This is a genomic window from Acinetobacter sp. B-6 (assembly GCF_056930735.1).
This window is the reverse complement of the sequence record NZ_JBXPBY010000006.1, coordinates 104,439-129,766: the sequence shown is the minus strand read 5'-3', so window position 1 is coordinate 129,766 and position 25,328 is coordinate 104,439. Positions and strand designations below refer to the sequence as shown.

Genomic DNA, 25,328 nt, shown 5'->3' with positions numbered 1-25,328 from the left:
ATCACTAGCATCTTTATAAAAAAATTATTCCAATGAAACTTTCAACACTAAGCTTATCTGTACGTCATGTTCTTTTCAGCTCTCTCACCTTGATCAGTTGTACCGCAATCGCAGAAGACTTCTCAACACAATTGCCAACAATCGAAGTAAAAGCCGATACAGAAAAAAACACGGGATATACTGAAAGAAAATCTCGAGCAGCAACGAAGCTTGATCTGACCTTGAAGGAAACTCCACAATCCGTAACGGTGATGACCAGCCAACATATCGAAGATCAAAATTTAAATACCGTTGAAGAAGTTTTATCACAAACACCTGGCATTTATGTACAACGCTATGGTGCACAAGGTGCAGTTGGGAATGGTGGTGAATACACCTTCTATTATGCGCGGGGAAATCAAATCTTGAACTATCAGGTAGATGGTGTAATGACCTCTCCTGCAACCAGTGGCAAAAACGGTTCATCTCTCAGCAATTTAAATCCCATTATTTATGAAAATATTACCGTACTCAAAGGTGCTGCTGGACTCACCAATGGTGCAGGTTATCCAAGTGCCAGTATTAATCTCAATCGTAAACATGCAACCAGTACTACACCAACAGGTCAGATTCAACTCAATGTAGGATCAGATCAAGCGATTCGCTCAACGTTTGATGCGCAAAGTGCCTTAACATCGTCAGGAGATGTCCGTGGGCGAGTCGTCGCTGCTTATGGTCAAAGCGATTCATGGCGTGATTGGGGAGATCAACGTGATGCCACACTTTATGCAGTAGTTGATGCAGATCTCAGCGAAAAAACGCAGTTCAGTGTTGGTTCTCTACTCAGTCGCTCTCGTCTCAATGGACAAGGTGTACACGGGATCACTGTATTTGGTGATGATGGCACATTGATGCCGTTCAATCGTGAATTTAACCCCAATGCACGTTGGGCTTATAGCAATGTGGATACACTCAATTTATTTACTGAGTTAAAACATGAATTCAACAATCGTTGGAAAATTCAAGCCAATTATAACTATACCAAACAAGACATTGATGCTTTATATGGCGTCATTGGTGTTGCCCAAGTCGACTACACCAAAATGACTGCATCACTTGCAGCATCACAAAATGATTTCAGCCCAGAAGAACATAGCTTAGATCTTTCAGTCACTGGCGACTACTCTCTTTTGGGACGTGAACATGAATTAATGCTTGGTGCAAGTTATCAAAATCTAAAGAGTAATAACAATGCTTATGCAGGATATAGTAGTAAAGATACGATTAACTTAAACACATGGAATGGGCAAATTGCTCTCCCGCCAGAAGCTCGCATTGCGACTGGTGTAAGTAATAAAGACTATCAGCAAAGTGGCTACTATCTTGCAACTCGACTTAATCCGATTGATTCCTTACATATTATTGTGGGTGGGCGTTTGTCCAATTATGATTTAAAAACCCATTCTACAAATACAGTTAGAAATACAGTTTCAGATTCTAAAATCAAAGAATCCAATCAATTTACACCTTATGCAGGGATTACTTTTGATATCTCCTCATATCTTACTGCTTATGCGAGTTATACCAATATTTTCTTACCGCAAACCAACCGTGATTATGCATACAATATGTTAGCCCCACAGCAAGGTGACAATTATGAAGGTGGGTTTAAAGCAAGTTTTTATGATGACCGATTAAATATGAGTGCCGCTTATTTTCAAGCAAAAATGGATAATGTTGCTGAATCTGCTGGAAAATATAGTGATACAGATCAAGCTGTCATCAATGGATGGACAACAGCGGGATCAACTTATTATCACGGCGTCAAAGGTGCAAAAACGCAAGGTTTTGAACTTGAAATTTCAGGGCAAATTTTACCTGAATGGAATATTCAAGCAGGCTATACCCAAGCTGAAACGAAAGATAAAAATGGTCAACGTATCAATACCGATCGCCCTACACAACAATTTAAATTATTCACCACCTACAACTTACCCGTGATGGAAAATAAATTAACCGTTGGTGCAGGTGTAAATTGGCAAAATGAATTTTATGATAAAAGTAAAACAGGTCTAAATTATGAAGCTTTTCGTCAAAAATCCTTTGGCTTAGTTGATGTAATGGCTCGTTATGCAATCAACAAAGATCTTAATCTTGGACTAAATGTCAGTAATTTAACTGATGAAAAATACCGTCTAAATACGTGGGCAAATACTTATGGCGATCCACGACGTTATACCGCATCAATTCAATATAAATTTTAAAAATGAATTTGATTTAAAACGTCATTAAAGCACCATGCATGGGTCCAGTCCCATCATGGTCAATACTCTAAGTATTGATTTACATATAATACCTGCTACTGATTGAGCAAGTGTTTACTTTTTAAATTGGTGTGATGACATCACAAATATAGAATGGATCTTTCTATGATCAAGAAAACTTTTCTCTACTTGGCTTTGGGCGTATTGTCTATGCAAATCTCAATACCAAGTTTTGCGGATAGCAGCATCAAAATTGGAGAAACACACAACTTCGTGTCCACTGTATTAAATGAAAAAAGAGCAATTCAGGTCTATCTACCAGCCAGCTATAATCAATATCCCAATCAAAAATACCCTGTTGTATATCTTTTAGACAGTGAAAGTAACTTTCATTATGTGACAGGGATTATTGAAAAATTATCTAAGTCTCCTTATCCCTCAATACCTGAAATGGTGGTTATCGGCATAGTCAATACAGATCGAGCACGTGATTTAACACCTACACCGCAAAAGCCTCAAATTAAAGAAGGACGGCTGATCGAAGGTAAAACTGGCGGAAATCTTGCTTTCTTTAATTTTTTAGAAACTGAGCTTATGCCTGACGTAGAAAAAAAATATCGTACTAATGGCTTAAATGTATTGATTGGTCATTCTTTTGGAGGAATCACTGCACTGAATCATATGCTTAACGGTCACAAAAATATTCAAGCTTATATTGTGCATGATCCCAGTATTTGGTGGGATGATGAAATCATGCTCAAGCGTTTTAAGGAAGTAAAGCACAAAGATTTTCAACATAAAAAACTATTCTTAACACAAGTCGGCAGCAGTGAAAATACCGCCAGTTTGGACAGCCATTACAATGGTATTCAAAAATTCAATCAATATTTAACTCAACAACCCTTTGCACATTTGAACTATAAATATATCCAATATGAAGGTGAAGATCACGGCACTGTACCATTGAAAGGTAACCTTGACGGTTTGCGTTATATTTTTGAAGGTATGCAGATCAATATTAAATCAATTCCTGAAAATCTAGATCTGGTCAAACAGCATTACACTCAACTCAGTCAAAATTTAGGCTTTGAATTACAACCGAGTGAAGTTTATTTAAATGCCGTTTTTGACTATTTAAAACGCTCAAATAATCCTAAAGTAACACAACAGTTTCAGCGCTATATTCTGTCGATTTACCCACAATGGCAATCCAAAAGCACATCCTAAAAGCTAGTTTTTCCTCATAGTATATGGCTGTCATTTTTATTCAATATAGGGTGGTATTTAGACCTCTACTACCACTCTGTCATTGCTTAAGTTGCTTATCTCTATAATTCAAAATTAATTAATTTTTATTAAATAAATCAGACTATTGTGAATTCACTTCACCCCAAGATTATTAATTAAAACGATATATCCATCATTTTATTCAGATCAGTATGCTTATCATAATTTAAACCTCTTACCATTCACTTTTTAAAATATACGATTCCACAAAAACAAAAATAAAATCACAAATTATTATTTTTACCTTATTAAAATCACAAATTATTCATATAATGACTACAATTTATAATTCCACGATTAAAATAAGTCATACGCATTACTACTAAATAAAAAAAATTGAAATATTCATATATTGGCTATAATTTACCTACGGATACACATTAGCAACAGCATTAAGACAAAAAATAAAACATAAATAAATTACCTAAATTTTCATATACTTAACAAAAATAAAAAGATAATAAAACTGCTTTAAAAGCAACAAAAAACTATTAAATTATTATAATAATTTTTTTAATTTAATTTAATTATTTAAATTTACTTATTAAAGATAGCCTCTAAATAATAAATTGTTAGACAATTAAAACTGTAATCAATCATAAGAATGCAATCCCTTAAGAATAATTTTATATTCGCTGTATATTTAAATTCAACAAAAAATAATGATGAAATAATTTAAATATAAACCTAAAAATTTACAGCGCTTTAACTAAATAGTATTTTCATTGAAGGCAAAATTTAAATATCTTATTTCATTATCAAATATAGATTAAATAATAAAGGTGGGCCGTAAAATGATTGAATGGCTACAAGGCGAGTTAAAACATAGTCCAGAAATCCTATTATTCTTATCTTTAGCAATAGGTTTTTGGATCGGTCAATTTCAATTCGGTAAGTTTCAATTTGGGGGGGTTGCAGGATCATTGCTTGTCGCAGTAATTCTGAGCTTGATTGGTGTTCCCATAGACAATGGCGTAAAAGCCATTCTTTTTGCTCTATTTATTTATGCAGTTGGCTTTGAAAGTGGTCCACAGTTTTTTAAATCACTTGGTCCACAATCGATTAAAGAAATTCTGTTGGCGATCTTTATGGCAGTATGTGGTCTGATCACTGTTTTAGCAATGGCAAAAATCTTTAATCTGGACAAAGGTTTAGCCGCTGGGCTTGCTGCAGGTGGAATGACTCAATCCGCAATCATCGGTACAGCAGGAGATGCAATTTCTCGTTTAGATTTACCACTTGCAGAAATCCAAAAGCTCCAAGCCAATGTTGCGATTGGATATGCTGTAACTTATATTTTTGGCTCATTGGGTGCCATTATTGTCTGTGTAAATCTTCTACCAAAATTCATGGGTCGAGAAATACATGATGATGCGTTGAAGGCACAAGCAGAACAGTTAAAAGGTGCTTTTGAACTTGCACCAGGTCAAGAACTGGCAATGCCTGAAATTGTTGGACGAATCTACAAAGTCAAACAAGCCGCGGGACAAACTATTGCAGAACTTGAAACCATTGCCCCAAGTGTGACCATTGAACGATTGAAACGTAAAGATCAGTTTATTGATGTTAGCCCTGACATCAGCTTACAAAAAGATGATGTTGTGCTCGTAGTGGGTCGACGAGCAAGTATTGTTTCCATCTCTGCGTCTATCGGATCTGAATTACAGTCCTCACAAGGCATGGAAATGATCATGGATACGACCGATGTTATTTTGAGAAATTCAAAATATGCCAACCGCACACTTGGTGATATTAAGACCAATACGCCAGATTATTTAAAACATGGCATTTATGTCCTTGCGATTAAACGTAACAGTGAAGCTCAAAGGTTGAGTGATGATACTGTACTTCACCAAGGTGATGTCGTGACTGTCTATGGAACAAAAAGTGATCTTGATCGTTTAGTCAAAGAAGCAGGAAAAGCCTTACCTGAGAGTTTAAAAACAGATTGGATTTTTCACGGTGCTGGCTTAGTCGTTGGTTTGGTCATTGGTTTATTTGTTATCCGAATTGGGGATGTACCTTTAACGCTTGGCGCAGGTGGTGGTGCTCTGCTTTCAGGTCTACTCTTCGGTTGGCTTCGTAGCCGAAATCAAGTGCATGGCAACATGCCCTTAGCCGCTTCACAACTACTTAAAGATCTCGGTCTTGCTGGTTTTGTTGCTGCTGTTGGACTGCAATCAGGGCTACAGGCTATTCAAACCATTAAAGAAAGTGGCTTATCGCTCTTTATGATTGGGGTTGTGGTTACCCTAGTCCCACTTATTCTTTCCATGCTCTTTGCCCGTTATGTCCTTCGTTATGACAATGTCGCCGTAATGGCAGGAGCATTAACAGGCTCACGAAGTGCCAATCCTGCTTTTGGTGGCGTACTAGACAAAGCTGGAAATTCGATTCCAACTGTTCCATTTGCAATTACCTATGCACTCGCAAATGTATTTTTGACCCTGCTCGGCCCACTGATTGTTGGTTTAGCATAAATAAATTTATAAATCCCAAACACATTGATATCAATATAATGAAGGAGACTTCCCATGGGGAACGTTGATTATTCAAAATACGCAAAACTCAGCCCATTTGAACTTAAAGATGAATTGATTGCTTTGGCACAAAGCCATACTGACCGTATGATGCTCAATGCTGGACGAGGCAATCCCAATTTTCTCGCAACCATTCCACGTCGTGCCTTTTTCCAATTGGGTCTATTTTCAGCCACTGAATCAGAATTTTCTTTTTCCTATATTCCAGAAGGGCTTGGTGGATTTCCCCGTGCAGAAGGATTGCAATCACGCTTTGACCATTTCGTTTTAGAAAATCGCGACAAACCTGGTGTTGTTTTTCTTGGGAAAGCGATTTCTTATGTGCGTGATCAATTAGGACTCGATCCAGATGCTTTTTTACTTGAAATGGTCGAAGGTATTCTCGGCTGTAATTATCCAGTTCCTGATCGAATGCTCAAAGTCAGTGAAAAAATTATCAAAGAATACGTTTTACGTGAAATGGGCGTACAAGGTATGCCTAAAGAGGAACTCGATTTATTTGCAGTTGAAGGGGGGACGGCTGCAATGGCTTATATCTTTAACTCATTAAAAGAAAATAAGATTATTTCACATGGTGATCGTATTGCCATAGGTTCTCCTATCTTTACCCCTTATCTTGAAATTCCCAAACTTAACGATTATCAACTTGAAGAGGTGTTGATCGAGGCTGATCCAAATCTAGGTTGGCAATACCCTGAATCAGAGTTAAGAAAATTAGAAGATCCATCAATCAAAGCCTTTTTCTTGGTCAATCCAAGTAACCCACCTTCGGTTAAAATGAGTGATGAAGGCTTAGCGATTTTGGCTGATATTGTCAAAAAACGCCCTGATCTGATTATCTTAACTGATGACGTTTATGGAACATTTGCTGATAATTTTAAATCTTTGTTTGCGATTTGTCCTGACAATACTATTCTGGTTTATTCTTTCTCTAAATATTTTGGCGCGACAGGTTGGCGTTTGGGTGTCATTGCCTTGAGTAATCATAATATTTTAGATAAAAAAATTGCAGCGCTTTCTAAAAAAGACAAGAAAGAACTCGAAGAACGCTACTCATCCCTCACCACAGATCCATCAAGTATTAAATTTATTGACCGTCTGGTCGCTGATAGCCGAAACGTCGCATTGAATCATACAGCTGGTTTATCGACACCTCAACAAGTACAAATGGTCCTGTTTGCATTATTCAATATGATGGACTCTCGTCAAAGTTATAAAAAAGCAGTGAAATCTGTGGTAAGAGAACGTGATGCTGCCCTGTATAGACAGCTTGGCGTTGAAGTTCCACAAGATCCAAACGCTGTTGATTACTATACCTTGGTCAATTTAGAAAATACCTCAAGAAAACTATATGGTGATGCGTTTGCTGATTGGGTGATGAAAAATAAGAATCCAACAGAATTACTTTTCCGAGTTGCTGATGAAACAGGTGTAGTGCTGCTTCCGGGTTCAGGTTTTGGTGTTCAACACCCTTCTGCACGTGCCTCGCTTGCCAATTTAAATGAGTTCCAATACGCTGCGATCGGAGCTTCATTACGCAAATTTGCTGAGGAGGCATATGAAGAATATAAAAAAATCAGCAAAAAGAATAAATAAGCATGGATAGCTTAAGTATTCGTTTTAAAAGAAAAAGATCGCATTAATGCGATCTTTTTTGTTTGCGAATGGCTACCCAAGTTAAGCACTATTTACCTGTGGCGATCAAATCTCATCACAGTATGCAAACAGTCTTAATTCTGCACTTTACATTTTATTGCTTTTGCAGGAGTAATATTGGTCGCTGAAACTAATTGAGTTGAATCAAAACCTTCAGTTTCCTCTATAAATAAATGATAGTCTTTAATTTGAATCGTTGCCTGTCCTTCATATTGGCAATAACCTTTTTTAATATTGTCTGGTAACTTAAAAGTCTTTTTTGCTGCATCAAAGTTGCTAAAGCAAAACCATACATCTCGTGTGTCACCTTTTGGACGTGGTATCAGTGCAGCCGAGGTTTTATTGGGTTCAAAGCAAATATCATCCCCCATATAATCCACATATTCAGGGTCTAAATTACGTGAAAATTTTCCTGTTAAAGTAGCTTGTCCCTGATAATTTTTAAAACCAGACTCGGTGTTTGTGTATTTGAAGCTTTGTGCTTGTGCAAATACTGGCAATACCGCTAAGGCAATCAGTAAAATTTTGTTCAACATGCTAATTTCCATTTTATAAAGTGCTAAATTTGCTGTAATTTTACCCAATCTTAACAAATAAAAGAACCACTTAGCTGTCTATTGCATTAGTCTTTTTCTCAACGGCTTAGCTTATTCTACTCATTGAGCTCTCACAACGATTTTTAGACTTTCGCCAAAACCCATGTATTGAAAATGGATTTTAACTTAGACACTTACTGAACTCCCCCCTTAAGTAGAACATACTTAATCGAGGGAGTTTTATATCAAAACATTAGTCTTGTGAGTCAGGATACAAAGGACGATTTCCGGGGCTAATTCGATTGATATGTAAAAAGGTCATATGACGTTCGTACTTATCTAAAATATCATTAATCACCTGCTCTTTGGTGTATCCGACCAAGTCATTGTCCTGCGAACCTTCGTACAAGAAAGTTTCTAAACGATAGTAATATTGCATACCGCGTTTACCACGCTCACTAAAGGTCGGTGTGATATAACGCACAGGCCAGATCTGATAAATAAAATTAAACTCTTCTTCGATGTAGATGGTTAAATCAAGATGATACAAGGTATCACTATCTTCGACCTCTCCTTGCGTTACTTCGATACTCATGCCACGTTTAACCAACTCATCTGCAACCGTCTGAACCGCAGGTTTACACACGCTATCGAGCATACTCAGTGTTTCACGACTACCAGGATGAAACATGACACGAGACAAACGTTGCTTCCAGTTTAGAATATCAACATTCCCTACTACAGGTGCTGCATTTGGACTACGACTCGCTTTACGATAATCTTCCAAGCGCAAGGATTTATACAAACCTGCCATCACTAACAACATGACAAAACTGAAGGGTAATCCCATAATGACTGTTGCACTTTGCAAGGCGGTGATTCCGTTCGCCATAAGCATGGCTACCGTCAGTAAGCCAATTGCAGTAGCCCAGAAGATACGCAACCAACGTGGGGCATCATGATCAACACTAGAAAATTTGGTCGTAAAGTTCCCGAGTACCAAAGCGCCTGAATCTGCTGAAGTAACGTAGAAAAGCAAACCTGTAATGGTGGCAATACTGGCAATAAAGGCAAAGCCTGGATACTGAGCAAGTAAGTCATAAAAACCATGTGCAGGATTGGTTAATACGGTTTGTGCCAGTGTGCTATTACCATCAAAGATCACACTATGTAAGGCACTATTACCAAAAATAGACAACCATGTGATAGTGAACAACAGAGGAATGATCAAAGTTCCACAAACGAATTCACGAATCGTACGACCGCGAGAAATCCTCGCCAGAAATAAGCCGACAAATGGAGACCAAGCTACCCACCATGCCCAGAAGAACAAGGTCCAGCTATTCATCCAGTCTTTTGGTCGATCAAAGGCAAAACTTTCTAAAGCTAAACTCGGGAAGCGACTAATATAATCACCAAAGTTTTGTACCAGTGCATTGAGCAGAAATTCGGTATTCCCAAGGAACAATACGAACAGCATCAAGCCAATTGCGGCATAGATATTAATTTCAGACAAAACCTTGATGCCTTTATTTACACCAGCGGTGACTGAAATAATAGTCACAATCACAGCAACTAAAATCAGCGCAATCTGAATCCAGAGATTCTCTGGGATATCCAACAGCACATGTAGACCATAATTAATCTGAACTACTGCAATACCACAGGTGGTAGCAATACCAAAGATCGTTCCGATCACAGCAGCAATATCAACCGTATGCCCAATAGGACCATCAATTTTTTTACCAAAGATTGGATATAGTGCAGAACGAATCGTTAATGGCAAATTATAGCGGTAACTAAAATATCCCAATGCCATCCCCACCAAGGCGTACATCCCCCACCCTGTTAAGCCATAGTGGAATAATGTCCAAACCATGCCCTGACGTGCAGCTTCATAAGTCTGTCCTTCACCTATGGGTGGATTCATATAATGCGATAACGGTTCTGCAACCGAGAAGAACATTAAGTCGGTCCCAATTCCAGCAGCGAACAGCATCGCAGACCAACTTAATAGACTAAACTCAGGTTTCGAATGCTTTGGACCAAGTTTGATATCGCCATAACGTGAGAAAGCGATAAAAATCACAAAGACTAAGTACAATGTTGCAGCTAATAAATAGTACCAGCTGAATTTGTCACTGACCCACGCCAACACGACATTCAATAAATGATTAGCAAAGTCGTTAAATAAAATCGTAACAAGTGCAAATGTTAAAATAAGTAGAGCTGAAATATAAAAGACCACACGATTTAAATGGTCTTTATTTGCTAATGCAGCATCATCAACTGCTCTTGGATTATCTGTTGCCATACAATCCTCAGGAAGTTAGAGAAGAAGAAAATATTCATCTACATCTTTCCATCGCTTAATCAATGAAAATAAATATCTGAATAGAAAACGAAAAACAAAAGTTATTTACCCAATTTAAATGTTTCTGATTTTTCAGTGATGTAATGATATGATAACTGAGTTAACTTCGTGATCACTCGCATTGCTAAAGGATTAAATTGATTCTGTTTGAGTGCATTGGCTAATGCCAAACACAAAACAGCAAAATAATGATGGAGAATAATAATCCAAAGCGCATCACCGCACTTTGTAAGCCGAAGCTTGCTATTAACAACTGTCAGATAAAGACGATACTAATCACTACAGACCAAAAAATGAGTAATCAAATTGCTGAGACACTTTTATTACATCCCCTTTCGAGGAAAGATTTGCAACCTGAGTATAACAGAACCTACAAAGTCAAAAACAATATGAAACAAATCACAACACCCCATTAACATACGGGTTCAAAGATAGATTGGAGAAGCTTAATTCAAGATAAACGGAATGAATGAAACAGAGTCATTGAAACCTTTTTGATCTTTAGTACTTGTGCGGAGATGATTATGATAATAAGACTAATAGTATTGATAAAGAAGCTTACTGTAGAAATCAATAGATAAGCCCTCATCATCAAGAGAATATTATTGTTCTTTTGCTTTTAGATTTTTACTTGTGAATCTGAAAGCATTTAGCACCTGTTACACGTGTGTCACTCCTGTGTAACATCATATCTTGATAGTACGTTATTCTCAAATGATGTTAGTGATAGTAATTTAGGCATTAAAAAAAGCCCTGAAAGTGTTAAATTTCAAGGCTTTATTAAGTTTCATGATTCATCATTTAAGTTTGTGATAGATCATGATTTGCAAATTTGGTGGAGATGGCGGGAGTTGAACCCGCGTCCGCCAACACTACACTCGAGAATACTACATGCTTAGATATCGTCAATTATTTTAACGCTAAGTGACCCGACGAACAGGGTACAAAACGCGATCCTCTAAATTTAGTACAAAGCCCCGAGGCTTGACTTTATACGGACTTGTGTGCGTGCGCTTCGGTCGGGTTCACTGACCACAAGTATTCAGTGAAGCGGACAAACTGCCCTTAGGCAGCTAGAGCGTAAGATTCGTCGTTTGCGACTAAAATATGCAAATTTTATTTACGAGAGAAAATGCGCTCTCGGCATGCATCTATGAGCTTCATCATCAGCGTCGAAGCCAATAACATCCCCAGATAACAAACTCATCATAACATAAATGTTGTAAATTAAGCAGATAATTCACGACATTTATTCTAAATGATGCGCCTAGTCCTATAATTGCGCTACTATCAGTATTTTTCAAGGGACAAATATAAAAAAGATGAGCTATTTACTCTCACTTGATCAAGGAACGACCTCTAGCCGTGCAATCATCTTTGATGAGCATGGAAAAGTATATGCTTCAGCACAACGTGAAATCCAAATCAAAACGCCGCATTCGGGATGGGTAGAACAAGATGCAATGGAAATATGGACCACACAAATTGCTGTGGTTCAACAAGCGATTGCCTCTGCCAGATTACTTGCCAAAGACATCAAAGCCCTCGGCTTAACCAATCAACGCGAAACAACCGTTGTATGGGACAAACGAAATGGAAAGCCACTTGCCCCTGCTATTGTTTGGCAAGATCGACGTGCAACTGACTGGTGTAATCAATTGAGCCAGCAAAATTTATCTGAAAAAATTCACAAAAAAACAGGATTAAGAATTGATCCTTATTTCAGTGCAGGAAAGTTGGTTTGGCTATTGGACAATGTCGAAGGATTAAGACAACTGGCTGAGCAAAACCATGTTGCTTTTGGAACAATTGACAGTTGGCTGATCTGGAATTTAACCCAAGGCTCAGAACATGTGATCGAAGCCAGTAATGCGTCTCGTACCATGTTGATGGATTTAAAAACTCAGCAATGGGACCAAGAACTCTTAGAAATATTTAATATTCCCCCAAGTGTGCTTCCTCAAATTATTCAATCAGACTGTTATATTGCCAATACTGCGACAGGGTTATTGGGTGCTGAAATTCCAATTTGTGGTGTATTAGGTGATCAACAATCTGCGCTATTTGGTCAATCTTGTTTTGAAGCAGGTACAGCAAAAAATACCTATGGCACGGGTTGCTTTATGCTATTCAACACAGGAAACGAAATTCAGTATAGTCAAAATAAACTGCTCACGACCTTAGCATGGAACTGTCAAAATCAGTCGAACTATGCCCTTGAAGGCAGTGTGTTTATGGCAGGAGCAATCGTGCAATGGTTGCGAGATGGTTTAGGCATTATCAAAAACAGTGCTGAAGTCGAAAAGTTGGCATGCCAAGTCAACACGACTGATGGTGTTGTGCTTGTACCTGCATTTACAGGTTTGGGGGCACCGCATTGGGACAGTGATGCGCGTGCATTACTCTGTGGCATGTCACGCGGAACCAATAAGTCACATATTGCCAGAGCAGCTTTGGAATCTATCGCATTTCAAGTTTCCGATGTCCTTACAGCAATGCAGTCGGATATTTCTCAGCCTTTAAAAGAACTCCGTGTAGATGGTGGAGCAAGCCAAAATGATATGCTGATGCAATTTCAAGCTGACATTTTAAATGTCCCTGTATTACGTCCAAAGCTTTTAGAGTCTACCGCATGGGGAGCGGCAGCTATGGCAGGTCTTAAAACCAATGTATTTACTAATCTAAATGAAATTTCAGAATCTTGGCAGTTAGATCGAGCTTTTGAGCCGAATATGAGCAATGATCAACGTGAGTATCATTTAAGCTTATGGAATGATGCTTTACAAAGAGCAAAGTCTAGTTAAAGTGTATTCTTTGGAAACTGGGCTAAATGTTTGATCAATGCACATTCTCGCCCAGTTGCTAAATTAAATTCGCTCGACGAAAAGCACACCATTTAAATGGTCAATTTCATGCTGAACAATTCGAGCAGGAAAACCATGAAAGGTCTGAATCACTTTCTGACCGTTTAAACTAAAAAACTGCACTGTAATCTGTTCAGCCCGAGCCACTTGCCCACGTTCATCAGGTACGCTCAAACAACCTTCTTCTCCCAATACAGTTTGTACTGATTGCTCAATGATTTCAGGATTGACCATGGTGATGGCATCCATTTCAGGCGCATCAGGATAACGAGGATTAGATCGTGAAGCGACGATAATCACACGCTTAGAAATATAAACTTGCGGTGCTGCAATCCCGACTCCATTTCGCTCCAACATCGTTGTCTTTAGTGCTTTGGCAAGTTCTTCCAACCAAGTACTTGAAAACTCAGTGTCAGCAACAGGGGCTGCAATTAATTTTAAAATATCTTCACCACGTTGGGCGATGGGTAAAATGATACTCATGGTCTTATCTGATTTATCAGCATATCGTTCAATGCCTTGATTTTAACATTTAGCGATTCAATCGCAATTGAATAATTCCATACAAGCAATTCACTTTTTGTGCTCAACTCTTATTGTTCAAATATCAAATTTAAAACTGTTTCTTTAATTCAATTTTAATCATGATCTTGTAAATAACAGTCACTCACTCATGAGATTGTACCAATGAATAGTACCACCTTATTTCTCGGTTTGATTTTTAGTTCGATTGGATTAGGTTATTTTATTTATGGAAAAAAACAAAAAATGATCGTGCCCTTCATCTGTGGTATCGCTTTAATGATTTTTCCCTATTTCATTGAAAATAATCTGTTGATCAGCGCTATTGGAATGATTCTTAGCCTCATCCCATGGTTTATTCGCATATAGTGGCATCTTTTTTCCTAAAGCTTTCATAAGTGAAGACATAAATCATCAGACACCCATAATAATTTTTTGACACGATCAAAATAAAGATTGATTATTCAAGGAAAAAATTGTTTATTAAAATTTTATTTTCGACTATTTTTAGATATTACAACATGGATGAAAAAACAAATCTTAATCAGGAAGATAAACGCACACTTGGTCTCTCCTCTTTGGGTGGCGCACTCGAATTTTATGATTTTGTGATTTATGTATTCTACGCAAAAATCATTGCTGAACTATTTTTCCCCAGCACACTGAGTCCTTTTTGGGCGATGTTGAACACCTATGGAATTTTTGCAGCTGGATATTTCTTTCGCCCTTTGGGCGGTATCGTCATGGCACATTTTGGGGATTTGGTAGGACGTAAGCGTCTATTTAGTCTATCTATTTTATTAATGGCACTGCCAACCTTAATGATTGGTCTCATGCCAACCTATACTGATATAGGTCTTGCTGCTCCACTATTATTACTGCTTATGCGTGTGGTACAAGGGATTGCCATCGGTGGTGAAATTCCAGCAGCATGGACTTTTGTTTCAGAACATGTTCCTGAAAAGAAAATTGGCTTTGCCAATGGTCTACTCACAGCAGGCTTATCGTTGGGAATTTTATTGGGTTCACTAACATCATTATTGATTTCACTCAAATTTAATGAAGCAGAAATTCACGCTTGGGCTTGGCGTATTCCCTTTATTTTGGGCGGAATATTTGGATTAATTGCTTTATATCTAAGAAGCTATCTCAAAGAAACACCTGTGTTTAAAGCCATGCAAGCACGTAAAGAACTCTCCAAAGCGCTACCAGTCAAACAAGTCTTAAGCTCCCATAAGTCAGCGGTTTTGATAGGAATGCTGTTTACTTGGTTTTTAACGGGTTGTGTCGTGGTCATTATTTTAGCGATGCCTAATTTACTCACGGGGACTTTTGCTTTTCAACGTACAGATGCATTTCAAATGCAAAGTGCTGCAATCTTAATGCAGATGTTGGGTTGTGTGATTGCAGGAACATTGGCTGATCGCTTTGGTGCAGGTCGTATTATGTTCTGGGGTTCACTGTGTGTCGCTGTTATTTCAAGTATTTTTTACAACAGTTTGGGGTATGTAACCCCATCCACCATTTTTAGCCTCTATATGCTATTGGGTTTATTTTCAGGTACGGTAGGTATAGTTTCTTATAGCATGGTAAAAATGTTTCCTGCACAAATCCGTTTTTCAGGAATTTCTTTTTCTTATAACGTTGCTTATGCCATCGTAGGTGGATTAACGCTCCCATTAGTACAATGGCTCAGTTTATATAGTGATATTGGTGCAATGTACTATATTGTCGTGTTGTGTTGCTTTACCCTACTGACCAGCTTAATTTACCGAAAAAAATTTGAAATACATTAGAGTCTGTGGACAATTCGTCTATGTTTGCGACTAGGTGTGTTTTTTAGGCGATTCTAGGCGCGAAATACGAAATTTAGTCATTCTAAATGAGTAGTTCGGAACGAAGAAGCGACAAAAAACACACTAGTCCCGAAGGGTTGTGGCTAAAATTATCTCAGGCTACGTTATGAAACTTAAAAATAGTCTCGCTATTCTCTTCATTTCATGCCTTACCTGCTCAATTTTAACCTACAACGCAAGCCATTTATGAAATGTCCACAGCCCCTAAATCACTTGTTTAGATTCCATTGAATGGGTAATTTTAATTTCCAAGAAATGACGAACTTGATTGCGCCCATTCTTTTTTGCCAAATATAACGCTTGATCTGCCTGACGAATAATTTCTTCTTTGGTAATTCCAAAAGGATTGATTGAGGCTGCAACGCCAAAACTTGCAGTAATGCTAATTTTGCGTTGAGTATCCAGTAAAATCACTTCTTTCTCAATTGCTTTACGGCATCGCTCAGCGATATCAATGGCTTTGGCGAGCTGACCACCTCTGGTCAAAATGATAAATTCCTCACCACCAAAGCGTCCAACAATATCCTCTTCATGGATATTTTCAGTCAATATCCCAGCAACTTGTTGTAAAACGATATCGCCTATATCGTGACCATATTTATCATTAATATCTTTAAAATAATCAAGGTCTAACAACACAATCGCAAAAGAGCTTTGTTGTTGTTTGAGCATATCAATATTTTCACTGATTTTACGACGATTAAAAATGCCAGTTAAAGGATCAATAATACTCACTTGCTCAATCATTTTTTCGCGTTTACGCCACTGTGTAAGAAGAACCTCAAACAAAACTAAACTTGCAAAGAAAATTGGAATATAAAAATACAGCATGCAATATACCCAAAATGCATTGCGATACAAGGGCATTACCAGCAGTTCTTCACTGAAAATCGGGGCATATCTAATCTGACCTGTAAGACTCAATACAATACAAATCAACATAAAACCACTAATTGGAATAACTGTTAAATAAACAACCCGCCGTTCAAACAACACCAAACCAACCGTAATCAAGCTGACAAAACCAGCAGTCGAAGCTGGACTAAAGATACCTATACAATAAGCACCATAAATAAAAATAGTGCCAAAATATACAATCGTTATATAAGGAATAATTTTTTCAAAAATAGAAATTTTTTTTAAAGATCGAATCAGAAAAATGAGCACAAAAAAACCAATTGTGGCAAGAGACAACATCCGAATATACGTTGGATAAAAGGCTTGATTAATCCAAGGTTGTATATCTACTTTTGCTTCACTGAAATACCACCATATGATCCACAACAAAACATCTATACCACCAAGTAATAGGACCAAGCCGCACTTTTTATAATTACTCCAATTCATGATCATATTGTCGTGTATAAAAACTTCAGCGGAGGAATGTATTACCCCTCTATTTTTTTGCTTCATATTACCATTCACCCGTCAAAAATAGTGAATTACTCTCTATTTTTATTTTTCATATCGATGATTAAAATATAACACTTAGAAAAGTCAAAGTAAGTCAATTTTTTAAATACTACCATTTCTTAATTCTATTTATTTTAATATTAAAACTGAATTGAATGAAATAAGTTGGTTTGTATTGATTTCACACATTACATAGCATTCATTTAAACCATTAGATATATTTAACATATTGTATTTATTCAAATAAATCAAAATAAAAAGAACTTTGTATTCAATAATAATGCATAATTACAGTAAATAAAATTCAAAAAATAACAAGCTATTTTTTTTAAAATATTTTGATACATATACTTATAGATATATTTTTTTCTAAAATGAATAAAAAAATATTCAAAATTACTGTATTTATTTAAGTTATAAAATTTAATTTTTTAATTTTAGTGTCTTGTGTTTTTTTGAATCATAACACGAGTATCAAAATCAAAAATTAGGATGTATCGAGAACATATCATCAAACTGCCTGATTAAACAAATATGTGATTTGATATCAATCACATCCAATGAAATTTATGCTTTTATACAGATGGTTAAATGATTTGGTGATTCAATTATTTTGTACTTTTTAAGGTTGATTTCTCTTTAAGAAAAGTTCAGCACTCAAAATTTTCCTATTGAAATATGATTAAAAATTATCCAATATGATCAATATAGACAACAAACATGACAATTGTATGAACGAAATGAAGCATCTGAATCATTGAGCGATTATTCTCTAATTGTATAACGAACCTTGATTAATTTTTGCACACCTTGCACATCAATCGATAAAAAATGATTTTTATATTCAATATGAATACAAAAGTCTTCTGCACCATCATCAAGACCAGATACAGTCCATGTCGTTCCTTGAGGAAAATCATTGAGCCATTGAGCTTTATAAAAATCGGATACTGAATCAAAATCAAGATACTTTTCAGGTCTATCTACAATATTTTGTGCCAGATCTTCAAATTTCTGTTTTTGTATTTGAACAAAGTCAATCAGCATGCTCGACCTTTATATCCACTAGATTTCATTATACAACTGACTCCATTGTTTCTTTTTCACTTGTTCCCATTGCCACCATCCAAATGCCGCCATAGCCACAAATGCTGCATATAAACCTGCAGTCAAAAATAAATCTTTGTAAAGAAACATCGCCACATAGACAATATCAACAAATACCCACAGTACCCAAGTCGCAATGTGTTTACGACTTGTCCAATAGGTTGCTAACAAACTAAATGCCGCTAGTTGCGAGTCTAGCATCGGCAAAGCTGCATCAGTAAAATAATGCAATGACAAGCCGAATAAAAGCCCACCTAAGGCAGCAATCAACATTTGAATAAACACGGCACCTATCGCAATGGGCTCAATTCGAATTTCATGATCTTGCTGTTTACCTTTAAACCAGTGATAAAAACCATAAAAATTCACCAACATAAAAAATAGCTGTAAAATGGTTTCACCATATAATTTAAAGGTAAAAAATAGATAAGCGTATAAGACAAATGCAAAAAAATTAAATAACCAACACCACATATTGCGCTTTATTGTCAAACCAACACCAATCACACTAATAATAACGGCAAAAATTTCTAATGCTGACATGATAAAAAGCGCACAAATATAAAAAAGCTTATTATGAAAAAAAACACTACAAATGCAAGAAAAATGACATACCAAATTCAATTCGAAACGGCGCATACACTCAGCCATCATGTTTTATGATGATCATATATAGCCGTTTTATTTATATATTAAATTGGACACGCTCATACATTTGAGTCGAAGATTAAAGTAAATTAGGAACATGGATTGTTTGCCATGTAAATCGAAGCTTATCGTCAAAAATAATTTTTTAGAAATTTAATTATTTTTATCACTTCAATACGGCAATTTGACGTGATTTTAATTAAAACTAAGCAATCACCAATAAATAAAGCGAGCCAACGCAGTTCATTTCATCAAAACATTCATAACATCGCTCAAACTAGCACTGATAAATGCTTTTTAAGATGCTAAAAAATAGCCAAAATCTAAGTTTTTCAAACCGTGTATTTATCATTCGTTAAAAAATACTGTATATGCTTAGATTGTTTGTTTATACAATATAACTTAAAAATCTCTATAAAAAACATAGATTAAAATTAAGTTTCTTTCATTGATACTGTTCACATTTTAACCTTATTTACGAGATTTAACACTTGTTTACGTGAATACCAATGAATTAACAGACAGAACCGTCTACTATCATACTTAAGTTATGAATCTTCCCCAAAATTCATAACATTTCTCCTTAACCGAACTGTGAAAGCAGATTCGTTGTTCTACGCAATGATCACCCCAATCATTGCGTATTTTTTTGTCTACAGTTCCGTCTGTTAACTTCAACAGTTATAAGGAATCATTGAACAAAATGCAAGCAATCATTTTCAAACAACTTTTCAACTATTAAAAATGATAAGATATTGATTTTAATTACAATCAAAAAATATTTAGTTGCAATATTTCGACAAAACCGATAGACTTTATTTATTAATTGAATTAATTGATGATAATTGTAGGATTAGTTCAAATTTAAAATACGATCTATAAAAATTTTTTAACAATAATTTTGAGCAAAACAATATGTGGGAATTATTTACACACTCATCTAACTTAGTTTTTAGCGTAAGTCTTTGCCTTATGTTGTTGTTGGGACTGGTGGAGTGTTTGCTTCTCATTATTGGTTCGAGTAGCCAAGGTTTTTTAGACCAATTTGTTCCTGATCAGCTTCTAGAAGCCCATCATCCAGATATTGATCTGCATACAGAACATGGTTTTTTTGTACAACTTTTAGATTGGCTCTATTTGGGACGAGTTCCTGTCTTAGTTTGGTTGATTATTTTTTTAACTGTTTATGCCCTATTTGGCTTTATTGTTCAAACAATTTTTTATCACTTTACAGAACATTATTTTTCAATTTGGGTAATTGCACCAGCCAGTCTTTTTTTATGTATGCCCATAGTCCGTCTCTGTGCATCCCTGATCTCCAAAATTTTACCCCAAGATGAAACCACTGCCATTCATAGTGACGAGTTGATTGGTCGTACAGCTCAGATTGTTTTAGGCGAAGCAAAGCAGAACTATCCTGCTCAAGCCAAAGTCATCGATCAATTTGGACAAACACATTATATTTTGGTTGAACCTGAATTAGACCAAGTTTTTTCACAAGGTCAATCGGTAATTCTCACCCAGCGAACAAAAGCAGGTTTTCAAGCAATTCTTGATTAATTTTTTAATAACAAACGAAGGCATAATAAAATGTTGAATTCAAATTTATATCAAATACTGGTTTTAGCGGGCATTGTGCTCGCAGCACTGATCATTATTGGCGTGATCATTGCCCGTTTATATAAACGTTCGAGTAAAGAAGTTTCCTTTGTTCGTACTGGTTTTGGTGGTGAAAAGGTCATTTTGAATGGCGGTGCAATTGTACTTCCTGTTTTACATGAAGTGATTCCTGTCAATATGAATACACTACGACTTGAAGTTAAACGTGCGACAGATCAAGCATTGATTACTCGAGATCGCATGCGGGTAGATGTGATGGCGGAATTCTATGTTCGTGTAAAACCAACTGCAGAATCAATTGCTACAGCAGCGCAAACGCTGGGTAAAAAAACCATGTCGCCGCAAGAGCTAAAAGACTTGGTCGAAGGTAAATTTGTGGACTCACTTCGTGCAGTTGCTGCTGAAATGGCAATGGAAGAGTTACATGAAAAGCGGGTTGATTTTGTCCAAAAAGTTCAACAAGTGGTTTCAGAAGATTTATTTAAAAATGGTTTAGAACTTGAAACTGTTTCTTTGACAGGTTTGGACCAAACCAGTTTTGAATATTTTAATCCACAAAATGCTTTCGATGCTGAAGGTTTAACCAAATTAACCGAAACCATTGAAGACCGTCGTAAAAAACGAAATGACATCGAACAGGACAATGACCTGGCAATCAAAGCCAAAAACTTAGAAGCTGAACAAGCGCGTTTGCAAATCCTTCGCGAAGAAGAATATGCAAAAATGCAACAAGAACGTGAAATTGCCATTCGCAAAGCTGAACAGTCTGCTGAAATCGCGACCCAAGAAGCGGCAAAAAAACGAGAAGCCGAAGAGGCGCGTATTGCGGCTGAACGTGAAGTTGAAATCAAACGCATTGCTTCAGCACGAGATGTTGAAAATGAAAATATTCAAAAAGCACAGTTGATCCAAAAAGCCCAAGTAGAACAGAAGAAAACCATTGAACTGGCTGAACAAGATCGTGCCATTGCAATTGCCGAAAAATCACGCGCAGAATCTGAAGCAAAAACCTTAGCAGATCAAGCGCGTGCACAAGCGGTAAAAGCGGAAGAAGAAGTGACCACAGTTCGAGAAACTCAGCGAGCTGAGCGTTTAAAAGCAGTTGAGTTGGTTGCTGCGAAACAAGTTGCTGAAACAGATGCGATTGCCATTAGCGTTGCAGCAGAAGCATCAAAACAAGCTGCAGTAGATGATGCAGAAGCTGTACGTATTGCAGCACAAGCGGAAGCAGAAAAGGTTCGATTAAAGGCCAAAGGTGAGGCTGATGCAAAAATGCTGCTTGCAGCCGCTCAAGAGAAACAATATCAAGTGGATGCTGAGGGTACGCGTGCAGTGAACGAAGCCAATAATGTCCTTTCAACTGAACAAGTTGAAATGCAAATTCGTTTAGCGTTATTGAAATACCTACCTGAAATCATTCGTGAAAGTGTTAAACCGATGGAAAATATTGATGATATTAAGATTCTCCAAGTCAATGGTTTAGGCGGTGTTGCTGGCTCGACTGGAAGCTCAGAATCAGGTGAACAAACTCAAGTTGCGCTTTCTGATCAAGTCGTCAACAGCGCACTTCGTTATCGCTCACAAGCACCGTTAATTGATAGTTTAATGAATGAGTTAGGCATCAAAGGTGGTGATATCAATGGTTTAACCCAATCATTAAAACCTAATAATGATTAATTTACTCATTATTTAGACATAACATGAATATTGAGCCTCTAAAGTTAGGGGCTTTTTTATTGGCTGAAATTCAATGCAAGAATGACGATTTGAATCTCAATTTTAATCTAAATAAATGATGAAGCCATTCATTCATTTCTTTTAGAATCGAGTGCTTGATCTCATCCTTTTGGTCGGAATACCATGCCCCTTTTCCAGCTCGATATAACACACTAAAAAATGACTTGGTTTATTTTCATTCTCGGTGCCATGATTGCAGGCTTTGTGCAAGGTTTAACAGGTTTTGCCTTTGCTTTAATTGCGATGTCTTTTTGGGTTTGGGTATTACCACCTCAACTGGCAGCACCGTTGGTGGTCTTTGCTTCTCTATGGAGTCATCTCATCGCACTGGGGCGAGAGCAAAAACATGACTTTTCTTTTTCTTTGGTATTGCCCTATCTGATTGCAGGACTCATCGGTGTTCCATTAGGAACTTACCTTTTACACTTGGTTGATGGCAATAGTTTTAAAATTATACTCGGGCTGTTTCTCATGCTTTGGTGTCCAATCATGCTTTTTGCACCTGAATTCCCACGCATTCAAGCATTGGGGAAAATCGCTGACAGTTGCATTGGCTTTGTAGGTGGAGTTTTAGGTGGATTAGGTGGTTTTTGTGGTGCAGCACCTTCTGCATGGGTGATGCTTAAAAACCTACCTAAAGCCCAACAGCGCTATATTCTGAGACACTTTAATTTTGCCATTCAGTTATTTACCATATTGGTCTATCTCTACCAAGGGGCGATTCAACGCTTACATTTACCTTATTTTGCACTGATTATTATTGCAGTGAGTATTCCAGCAATGATGGGTGCACAAATGTTTTACAAAATTTCTGAAATTCAGTTTAAACGTATCGTCCTTAGCTTGCTTTTCGCTTCTGGGTGTTTCTTGTTGTTCACAACATTGATCTAAATGATGCCATTTTTGAAAACTTGCATCATATCAATAAGGCACTTTTACAACCTTGTATTTTGAGAAAAATTTCGATTTGTGTCAGTCTTATCAATGAATGATAGATATTGAATTGAACACGACCACCAAGACTAAGGTGTCATACTGTTCACAAATAAAAGATACTGTCAAAATCATCAAGTAAATTATTTATCTAGGTATCAATTTTCCCATTCTGAATATAAGTAGATTACATATTACAGAATGGGTGTATTGGGTCTAGCAAGCTTTGATCTGGATTTGCACAATCAAGATGGGTCTTGACTTGAATGCTCTTGCTGAGGTGCTTGTTGCGAAAGCGATATTGGTGGTTGAGGTTTAAAATGATCCTGTAACAACGCCTTTCTCATACCAAACATATACAACAAAATAATCACAGAGAATGGCAATCCACAGAGCACTACGGCGCTTTGCATGGAATGGAAGCTCCCTGCTAACAACAGACCAACACTGACCAATGTAATCACCACTGACCAGAAAATTCGTAACCAGATCGGTGAGTCGCTTTCACTACTTCCACCTTTGGTAGATAAATTCGCAATCATCAATGTCCCTGAACCTACTGGAGTTAAAAATAGGACAAAACAGATCACCACGACAATACCAGCCACATAAGGATTGAAAGGTAAATATTCTAATAATTTAAACAAAGACAAAGCAGGATCAGTTAACACCATATCCCCTAGGATTTTTTGCTTTTGATTCAAAATCAAATCAATCGCAGTATTTCCAAAGATAGAAAGCCAAGCCAGTGTAAAGCCAAGAGGAATCAGACATACACCCAATACCACTTCGCGAATTGTACGACCTTTTGAAATTCGGGCAATAAACATTCCTACAAATGGCGCCCAAGCAATCCACCATGCCCAGTAAAACACTGTCCACGAACCTAACCACGCACTGGCTTTTTGATTGTATAAATACACATCAAAACTTTTAACGACAAAATGATTAAGATAATCACCAATATTTTGTACCAGACCATTCAACAAATGATTGGTGGGTCCTGTTAAAAATACAAAAAGCAATAAAGCATAGAGTAAACGTAAATTAATCCTTGAAAGCCAAGCTAAACCTTTTTCAATACCAACTACCGTGGTAATCGTTGCAACAACCATCATCACCAAGACCACACTAATCAAGGTAATATTATTATTGGGAATTTCTGGGAGTAAATAACTAATTCCTGAGACCAGAACCAATGCACCAATCCCTAAATTGGTGACCAAAGAAATGACAGTAGCTAAAATACCAAAGCCGTCAACACAGTCACCAATCAAACCATAGATCTTTTGACCAAAAATTGGATACAGTGCTGAGCGTAGTGCTAAGGGTAAGTCTAGGCGGAAGGCAAAATAGCCCAGAGTCACACCCAATAAGGCATAGAGCACCCAACCATGAATGCCCCAATGTAAGAAACTATACATCATAGCATCACGTGCTGCTTGAATGGTTCCACCCTCACCTTCTGGCGGACGTAGGAAATGATCAACTGGTTCAGCAACACCATAATAGAGTAAGGCGATCCCAATACCTGCAGAGAACAACATGGAAACCCAAGCCAGATAGCCAAACTCAGGCTTATCGTCATCTTTACCTAAAGGAATTTGACCAAACCTTGAAAAAGCTAACCAAGCAACGAAACCGATGCAGCCGACGATCACCAACATATAGTACCAACCAAATAGCTGGTTGGCTTGCTCTTGTACATAGGTCAGCCAAAATTGGCTTTTTTCAGGAAATAACACAAATAATAACCCAAAAATACCGATACTGACTGCTGAACTACCAAATACAAATAAATTTAATCTAACATGTTCGGATTCGGATCCTTCATGACTTTTTGACACCATGCTCTTGCTCCTTGCAAACGGTGTATTTTCTTTAAAAATAAGATGATAGGCACTTTTTTCGACTTAGCACATCAACCATCAACGAACTTGATTTAGCCATTTAGATCTTATATTGCCCATCAAAGAATTATTGATTTTTGCA

The 25,328-nt window shown here is 37.0% G+C and carries 17 protein-coding genes and 1 other RNA gene; 10 read left to right on the top strand and 8 right to left on the bottom strand.

Annotation, left to right across the window (positions count from 1 at the left end; translation table 11 throughout):
- The first annotated feature begins 32 nt into the window (after nt 1–32).
- The 4 genes from AC1Z3T_RS09235 to AC1Z3T_RS09220 all read left to right on the top strand — a co-directional run bounded on the left by AC1Z3T_RS09235 (nt 33) and on the right by AC1Z3T_RS09220 (nt 7,666).
- A complete protein-coding gene (locus AC1Z3T_RS09235) occupies nt 33–2,243 on the top strand; it encodes a TonB-dependent siderophore receptor (RefSeq protein WP_100885821.1) in 2,211 nt (736 codons plus the stop codon).
- Nucleotides 2,244–2,408: 165 nt separating this feature from the next.
- On the top strand, nt 2,409–3,470 hold the full coding sequence (locus AC1Z3T_RS09230) for an alpha/beta hydrolase (protein WP_100885822.1): 1,062 nt from the start codon (nt 2,409–2,411) through the stop codon (nt 3,468–3,470).
- An 854-nt stretch (nt 3,471–4,324) separates the two neighbouring features.
- On the top strand, nt 4,325–6,010 hold the full coding sequence (gene aspT, locus AC1Z3T_RS09225) for an aspartate-alanine antiporter (protein WP_005033337.1): 1,686 nt from the start codon (nt 4,325–4,327) through the stop codon (nt 6,008–6,010).
- A gap of 54 nt (nt 6,011–6,064) precedes the next feature.
- Nucleotides 6,065–7,666, top strand: coding sequence for a bifunctional aspartate transaminase/aspartate 4-decarboxylase (locus AC1Z3T_RS09220; RefSeq protein WP_100885824.1), 1,602 nt, complete (start codon nt 6,065–6,067; stop codon nt 7,664–7,666).
- Between the two features lie 134 nt (nt 7,667–7,800).
- On the opposite strand, the gene AC1Z3T_RS09215 is transcribed toward AC1Z3T_RS09220, so the two are convergent.
- The 3 genes from AC1Z3T_RS09215 to ssrA all read right to left on the bottom strand — a co-directional run bounded on the left by AC1Z3T_RS09215 (nt 7,801) and on the right by ssrA (nt 11,828).
- Nucleotides 7,801–8,262, bottom strand: a complete 462-nt coding sequence (locus AC1Z3T_RS09215) for a hypothetical protein (RefSeq protein WP_171248712.1) — start codon at nt 8,260–8,262, stop codon at nt 7,801–7,803.
- A gap of 253 nt (nt 8,263–8,515) precedes the next feature.
- Nucleotides 8,516–10,576 carry a choline transporter gene (locus AC1Z3T_RS09210; protein WP_005033340.1) on the bottom strand — a complete coding sequence of 687 codons (2,061 nt, stop codon included), beginning with the start codon at nt 10,574–10,576 and terminating at the stop codon, nt 8,516–8,518.
- Nucleotides 10,577–11,469: 893 nt separating this feature from the next.
- Nucleotides 11,470–11,828, bottom strand: a transfer-messenger RNA (tmRNA) gene (gene ssrA, locus AC1Z3T_RS09205).
- A 130-nt stretch (nt 11,829–11,958) separates the two neighbouring features.
- Here ssrA and glpK point away from each other — a divergent pair.
- Nucleotides 11,959–13,440 carry a glycerol kinase GlpK gene (gene glpK / locus AC1Z3T_RS09200; protein WP_046760580.1) on the top strand — a complete coding sequence of 494 codons (1,482 nt, stop codon included), beginning with the start codon at nt 11,959–11,961 and terminating at the stop codon, nt 13,438–13,440.
- Between the two features lie 63 nt (nt 13,441–13,503).
- Here the strand turns inward: glpK and def are convergent, their stop codons facing one another.
- A complete protein-coding gene (def, locus tag AC1Z3T_RS09195; protein ID WP_058967529.1) occupies nt 13,504–13,983 on the bottom strand; it encodes a peptide deformylase in 480 nt (159 codons plus the stop codon).
- Nucleotides 13,984–14,187: 204 nt separating this feature from the next.
- On the opposite strand from def, the gene AC1Z3T_RS09190 reads away from it, so the two are divergent.
- Nucleotides 14,188–14,391, top strand: coding sequence for a hypothetical protein (locus tag AC1Z3T_RS09190; RefSeq protein WP_005033343.1), 204 nt, complete (start codon nt 14,188–14,190; stop codon nt 14,389–14,391).
- Between the two features lie 152 nt (nt 14,392–14,543).
- On the top strand, nt 14,544–15,818 hold the full coding sequence (locus AC1Z3T_RS09185) for an MFS transporter (protein WP_100885863.1): 1,275 nt from the start codon (nt 14,544–14,546) through the stop codon (nt 15,816–15,818).
- A 264-nt stretch (nt 15,819–16,082) separates the two neighbouring features.
- Here the strand turns inward: AC1Z3T_RS09185 and AC1Z3T_RS09180 are convergent, their stop codons facing one another.
- From AC1Z3T_RS09180 to pnuC, 3 genes are all read right to left on the bottom strand, one after another.
- Complete coding sequence (locus AC1Z3T_RS09180; protein ID WP_100885864.1) at nt 16,083–17,225, bottom strand: GGDEF domain-containing protein; 1,143 nt, start codon at nt 17,223–17,225, stop codon at nt 16,083–16,085.
- Nucleotides 17,226–18,056: 831 nt separating this feature from the next.
- Nucleotides 18,057–18,338, bottom strand: a complete 282-nt coding sequence (locus AC1Z3T_RS09175) for a hypothetical protein (RefSeq protein WP_004829761.1) — start codon at nt 18,336–18,338, stop codon at nt 18,057–18,059.
- 18 nt (nt 18,339–18,356) lie between these two features.
- The gene (gene pnuC / locus AC1Z3T_RS09170) at nt 18,357–18,941 is read right to left on the bottom strand and encodes a nicotinamide riboside transporter PnuC (RefSeq protein ID WP_100886327.1); all 585 of its coding nucleotides are present in this window, start codon (nt 18,939–18,941) and stop codon (nt 18,357–18,359) included.
- Nucleotides 18,942–19,961: 1,020 nt separating this feature from the next.
- On the opposite strand from pnuC, the gene AC1Z3T_RS09165 reads away from it, so the two are divergent.
- The 3 genes from AC1Z3T_RS09165 to AC1Z3T_RS09155 all read left to right on the top strand — a co-directional run bounded on the left by AC1Z3T_RS09165 (nt 19,962) and on the right by AC1Z3T_RS09155 (nt 23,294).
- Nucleotides 19,962–20,606, top strand: a complete 645-nt coding sequence (locus AC1Z3T_RS09165) for a YqiJ family protein (protein ID WP_100885865.1) — start codon at nt 19,962–19,964, stop codon at nt 20,604–20,606.
- A 30-nt stretch (nt 20,607–20,636) separates the two neighbouring features.
- Nucleotides 20,637–22,343 carry a flotillin family protein gene (locus AC1Z3T_RS09160; RefSeq protein WP_483396595.1) on the top strand — a complete coding sequence of 569 codons (1,707 nt, stop codon included), beginning with the start codon at nt 20,637–20,639 and terminating at the stop codon, nt 22,341–22,343.
- Between the two features lie 219 nt (nt 22,344–22,562).
- Nucleotides 22,563–23,294, top strand: coding sequence for a sulfite exporter TauE/SafE family protein (locus AC1Z3T_RS09155; RefSeq protein WP_034708327.1), 732 nt, complete (start codon nt 22,563–22,565; stop codon nt 23,292–23,294).
- 287 nt (nt 23,295–23,581) lie between these two features.
- Here the strand turns inward: AC1Z3T_RS09155 and AC1Z3T_RS09150 are convergent, their stop codons facing one another.
- Nucleotides 23,582–25,186 (bottom strand): BCCT family transporter, encoded by a 1,605-nt coding sequence (locus AC1Z3T_RS09150; protein WP_042088169.1) that lies wholly within the window; start codon nt 25,184–25,186, stop codon nt 23,582–23,584.
- Nucleotides 25,187–25,328 lie beyond the last annotated feature (142 nt).

Bases quoted from the DNA above. Each gene is read 5' to 3' on its own strand.
- AC1Z3T_RS09235 (WP_100885821.1), top strand. From the start codon at position 33: ATGAAACTTTCAACACTAAGCTTATCTGTACGTCATGTTCTTTTCAGC.
- AC1Z3T_RS09215 (WP_171248712.1), bottom strand. From the start codon at position 8,262: ATGTTGAACAAAATTTTACTGATTGCCTTAGCGGTATTGCCAGTATTT.
- AC1Z3T_RS09150 (WP_042088169.1), bottom strand. From the start codon at position 25,186: ATGGTGTCAAAAAGTCATGAAGGATCCGAATCCGAACATGTTAGATTA.
- AC1Z3T_RS09220 (WP_100885824.1), top strand. From the start codon at position 6,065: ATGGGGAACGTTGATTATTCAAAATACGCAAAACTCAGCCCATTTGAA.
- def (WP_058967529.1), bottom strand. From the start codon at position 13,983: ATGAGTATCATTTTACCCATCGCCCAACGTGGTGAAGATATTTTAAAA.
- AC1Z3T_RS09180 (WP_100885864.1), bottom strand. From the start codon at position 17,225: ATGAATTGGAGTAATTATAAAAAGTGCGGCTTGGTCCTATTACTTGGT.
- AC1Z3T_RS09185 (WP_100885863.1), top strand. From the start codon at position 14,544: ATGGATGAAAAAACAAATCTTAATCAGGAAGATAAACGCACACTTGGT.
- AC1Z3T_RS09210 (WP_005033340.1), bottom strand. From the start codon at position 10,576: ATGGCAACAGATAATCCAAGAGCAGTTGATGATGCTGCATTAGCAAAT.
- pnuC (WP_100886327.1), bottom strand. From the start codon at position 18,941: ATGTCAGCATTAGAAATTTTTGCCGTTATTATTAGTGTGATTGGTGTT.
- AC1Z3T_RS09230 (WP_100885822.1), top strand. From the start codon at position 2,409: ATGATCAAGAAAACTTTTCTCTACTTGGCTTTGGGCGTATTGTCTATG.
- AC1Z3T_RS09155 (WP_034708327.1), top strand. From the start codon at position 22,563: ATGACTTGGTTTATTTTCATTCTCGGTGCCATGATTGCAGGCTTTGTG.
- glpK (WP_046760580.1), top strand. From the start codon at position 11,959: ATGAGCTATTTACTCTCACTTGATCAAGGAACGACCTCTAGCCGTGCA.
- AC1Z3T_RS09165 (WP_100885865.1), top strand. From the start codon at position 19,962: ATGTGGGAATTATTTACACACTCATCTAACTTAGTTTTTAGCGTAAGT.
- AC1Z3T_RS09160 (WP_483396595.1), top strand. From the start codon at position 20,637: ATGTTGAATTCAAATTTATATCAAATACTGGTTTTAGCGGGCATTGTG.
- AC1Z3T_RS09190 (WP_005033343.1), top strand. From the start codon at position 14,188: ATGAATAGTACCACCTTATTTCTCGGTTTGATTTTTAGTTCGATTGGA.
- AC1Z3T_RS09175 (WP_004829761.1), bottom strand. From the start codon at position 18,338: ATGCTGATTGACTTTGTTCAAATACAAAAACAGAAATTTGAAGATCTG.
- aspT (WP_005033337.1), top strand. From the start codon at position 4,325: ATGATTGAATGGCTACAAGGCGAGTTAAAACATAGTCCAGAAATCCTA.